A 3013-nucleotide genomic window follows, 5' to 3' on the forward strand; every position below is an offset into this window, starting at 1 on the left:
CGGCGATTTGCCATCATTGGATGTGCAAAATACCTACCGAGGTAGCGACGCTTACGGTTTTTCCTTATTGTATTTTTTAACCTACTGATAGTATGTCAGAAACTGTTGATCGAGCGCTATAAGTTTTAACAGGACCCTTTCGTTTATAGTTAGGTTATAAGCCTTTTTTTAGCATTTTTAACACTTGTGCTCGGCCTGATTTATATATGGATTTTGATTATTAGAAAGTTGTTTTTTGATATGAGTATCATTTTGACCTTTGATTAATTGTGTTTCCTGGGCCGGATAGTGTGGACATAGATGTTTTTTAGTGCTGGGATTGTTTTCTAAATAAATTAATGCCCCTCTAGTCCAAGAAATATTTGAGCCATCACGGTTAGTGTGGGTTGGAATAATAGTTGCGTTGCTAGGGAATTGATAACCACGTGAAAGCAGGCGGCTAAAATAAGCTGAATTGATGCAATATGTATATAGAAATGGATTATTCGGGTAAGTTTTTTGTAGTTGATCCCAAGATGTTGAACAAAACTGCTTGCCCTTTTGCTTAAGTAAATCGGCACTGAGTGATTGTAACTTGAAAAATTGCGCAGTATAGCTAAATCCTGATAAAGCATTGAAGGTTTTATTTGAGTCAATCAGGTTATTGATAGGTTGAACTTGATGTACTTTAGTAATTAATGGGTTAATACTTCTTTGACACGTTGCGTAATCAGCAAGTTGTGAGCGCTTGCCGTTGGGTAGTTTATAACCATTAGGAAAGCATGTGGTATGATTTAAAAATTGATTGCGTAATTGATCTTGCCCTAAGCCAAGATAGCTGGCTGAGTAAATAGAGATTGGCCTATGGCCTAGATTAATCCGGGTGATATTATTATTATGCACATTGGTTGTCGGGTGGAAAGTAATTTGTGTCGAAGCACCGCCCATCTCTAAAATACCATTTGTGTGTGCAGTTAAGCGAAATTTGGCATTATCCCAGTTATTATCTATCCAAGCAAAAATGCCTTCCCACCTGCCGGAAATTGTGCGTATGCCATGTGGGAATATATTAAATTTCTTGCTGTTTGGCTGTTGCTGTAGTGTTGTTCTTATCGCCTGATAAATCGCTTTTTGAGCATCTTGAGAAAGCAAGCGCATTCCTGCGGTGCCGTAGAGTCCAAATTGAACTTTACTGGCATCGCTATAACAACTGTTAGGAATATTCACTTTTTTTAATAATTCACTGATGTAATCAGGTGCTTTATCTGCGCTGATTATCGATAAGCCTGGCGAGAGCTTAGCTGCTTTTCCAAACTCGGCTACTTTGCCAAAGTGGCTCTTATTGAGGTCATATTGATAAAGGTGCGCTCGTGAGCCTGAACTACCTGCGTCAATGATTAAAGCGCATTGTGTTGATGCCTGCGTGGTAGACAATGCACTTGTTGATAGAATGCAAGTGATAATGAGATATAATTTTTTATTTTTCATTGTGGACCTTGATAAATTAAGTTTATTTAAACTTTAAAATAATTTTTTTAATTATATTTAATGCTTAAATTTGAGCATGAATAAACTTATAGCACTTTTTTGTTTTAGAAGGTAGAAAATATTGATGGGTATGTGAGTGGATTGATCTTAACTCGAAAAAGTGGATTGTAGCCTATTGCATTTTTTTATGATGATTTAAGGCTTGGCAAGTGTAGGCGATTTTATTTGTGTTGCCAATAAATACAAGAGTACAGAGATTAAAAATAACAAGAGTAATAAGCTTTGCATGGCTATCTGATTGCCAATCCAGCCGGTAATAAAATAAGCACTCAGCCAGCATGCATGAGATAAAGAAAAGTAAGCGGTAAAGTAGTTGTTTTGTTTTTCTTGAGTAATATTTTCTGTAATAGTGAGGCCAATAAGTGTTTCTATTAAGCTTGTGCCGATGCCAAGAATAAACCAAATAATAAAGATGCCTGTTAAATTAGGTGTCAGTATGCCAATGGCAAAGCCGCCAATACAAAAAAGAGCACCACACTTCATTAGCTTATTAGAGGAAGCGTATTGAGAGAGTGCTGGAATGGAAATTGTCGTGATTAAAGAGGCGATACCGAAAACCGCCATGGTAAGCGCGGTTATACTTTCACTTAAATGGTAAGTACCTTGAATATAAACAACGGTATTAATAATTACCATGGCACCTGCTAATGCGGCAATAAAAATAAAGAGTAAGCCCTGTAGCAAAGGTTTAATTGTTAAATAGTCATAGAGGCAGCCAAATCCACGTGACTGGACTGTCTTATTTGATGACTTTAATGGTGTTGAATAAATTAATAGCGAAGATATTAAAAAGGTGAGTGCGTTTAGAGCAAAGAGTAGTTTAAAAGAAACAAAAAAAAGTAATAGTGCGGCAAGAAGTGGGCTTAATAGCGATTCTAAGTTATAGGCCATTCTGGAAAGCGATAGTGCTTTGGTATAGTCGGCTTTTTTTTGAAAGAGTGTTGGAATTAGCGCTTGGAATGTTGGGGTGAAGCCTGCTGAGCATAAATTAATAAGGATAATTAATAGATAGATTTGCCAGGTCGCTTGGACAAAAAACATACTGACAAGTAAGAGCATACGGATAAGATCCATTATGATCATAAATAACTTGCTTGGTATTTTTGCTGAAAGGTAGCTCATAAGTGGTGCACCGAAAATATAAGCGACCATCTTTAACACCAACGCAATGCCTAATATCTTACCCGCATGCCTATCTGATAAATGATAAGCCAGTTGCGCTAAAGCAATGCTGGATAAGCCGGTGCCGAAAGTAGCAAGAATTTGCGCACAAAAAAGTTTTCTAAAAAATGGATTGGCCAGTATAGATGGTAGAGACTTCATAATAATTAGCTGGTTAACCTGGTCTTTGCTTGTCTTAAATAGTACTGCTTTGAATTATGCCTTATACCTTATAGGGGTATAGTATGCGTTGAATGGAGAAGCGTCAAGCCTTCTGCGGCATTTAGGGTTTTAGTGAAACCAGCCAACGCTGCGAGCCATGGAG

2 protein-coding genes are annotated in these 3013 nt (G+C 37.3%); both read right to left on the bottom strand.

Translation table 11 applies throughout. From position 1 onward, the window contains the following. Positions 1-177: 177 nt before the first annotated feature. Positions 178-1467: an acetate and sugar kinases/Hsc70/actin family protein gene (locus C200_RS04940; RefSeq protein ID WP_016211932.1), complete on the bottom strand. Its 1290-nt coding sequence runs from the start codon at positions 1465-1467 to the stop codon at positions 178-180. 195 nt (positions 1468-1662) lie between these two features. Further along, the gene (locus C200_RS04945) at positions 1663-2850 is read right to left on the bottom strand and encodes an MFS transporter (protein ID WP_016211931.1); all 1188 of its coding nucleotides are present in this window, start codon (positions 2848-2850) and stop codon (positions 1663-1665) included. Positions 2851-3013: the final 163 nt, after the last annotated feature.

Origin of the sequence: Piscirickettsia salmonis LF-89 = ATCC VR-1361, from assembly GCF_000297215.2 — a bacterium.
In the GTDB taxonomy this organism is placed as follows: Bacteria; Pseudomonadota; Gammaproteobacteria; order Piscirickettsiales; family Piscirickettsiaceae; genus Piscirickettsia; species Piscirickettsia salmonis.

Bases quoted from the DNA above. Each gene is read 5' to 3' on its own strand.
- C200_RS04940 (WP_016211932.1), bottom strand. From the start codon at position 1,467: ATGAAAAATAAAAAATTATATCTCATTATCACTTGCATTCTATCAACA.
- C200_RS04945 (WP_016211931.1), bottom strand. From the start codon at position 2,850: ATGAAGTCTCTACCATCTATACTGGCCAATCCATTTTTTAGAAAACTT.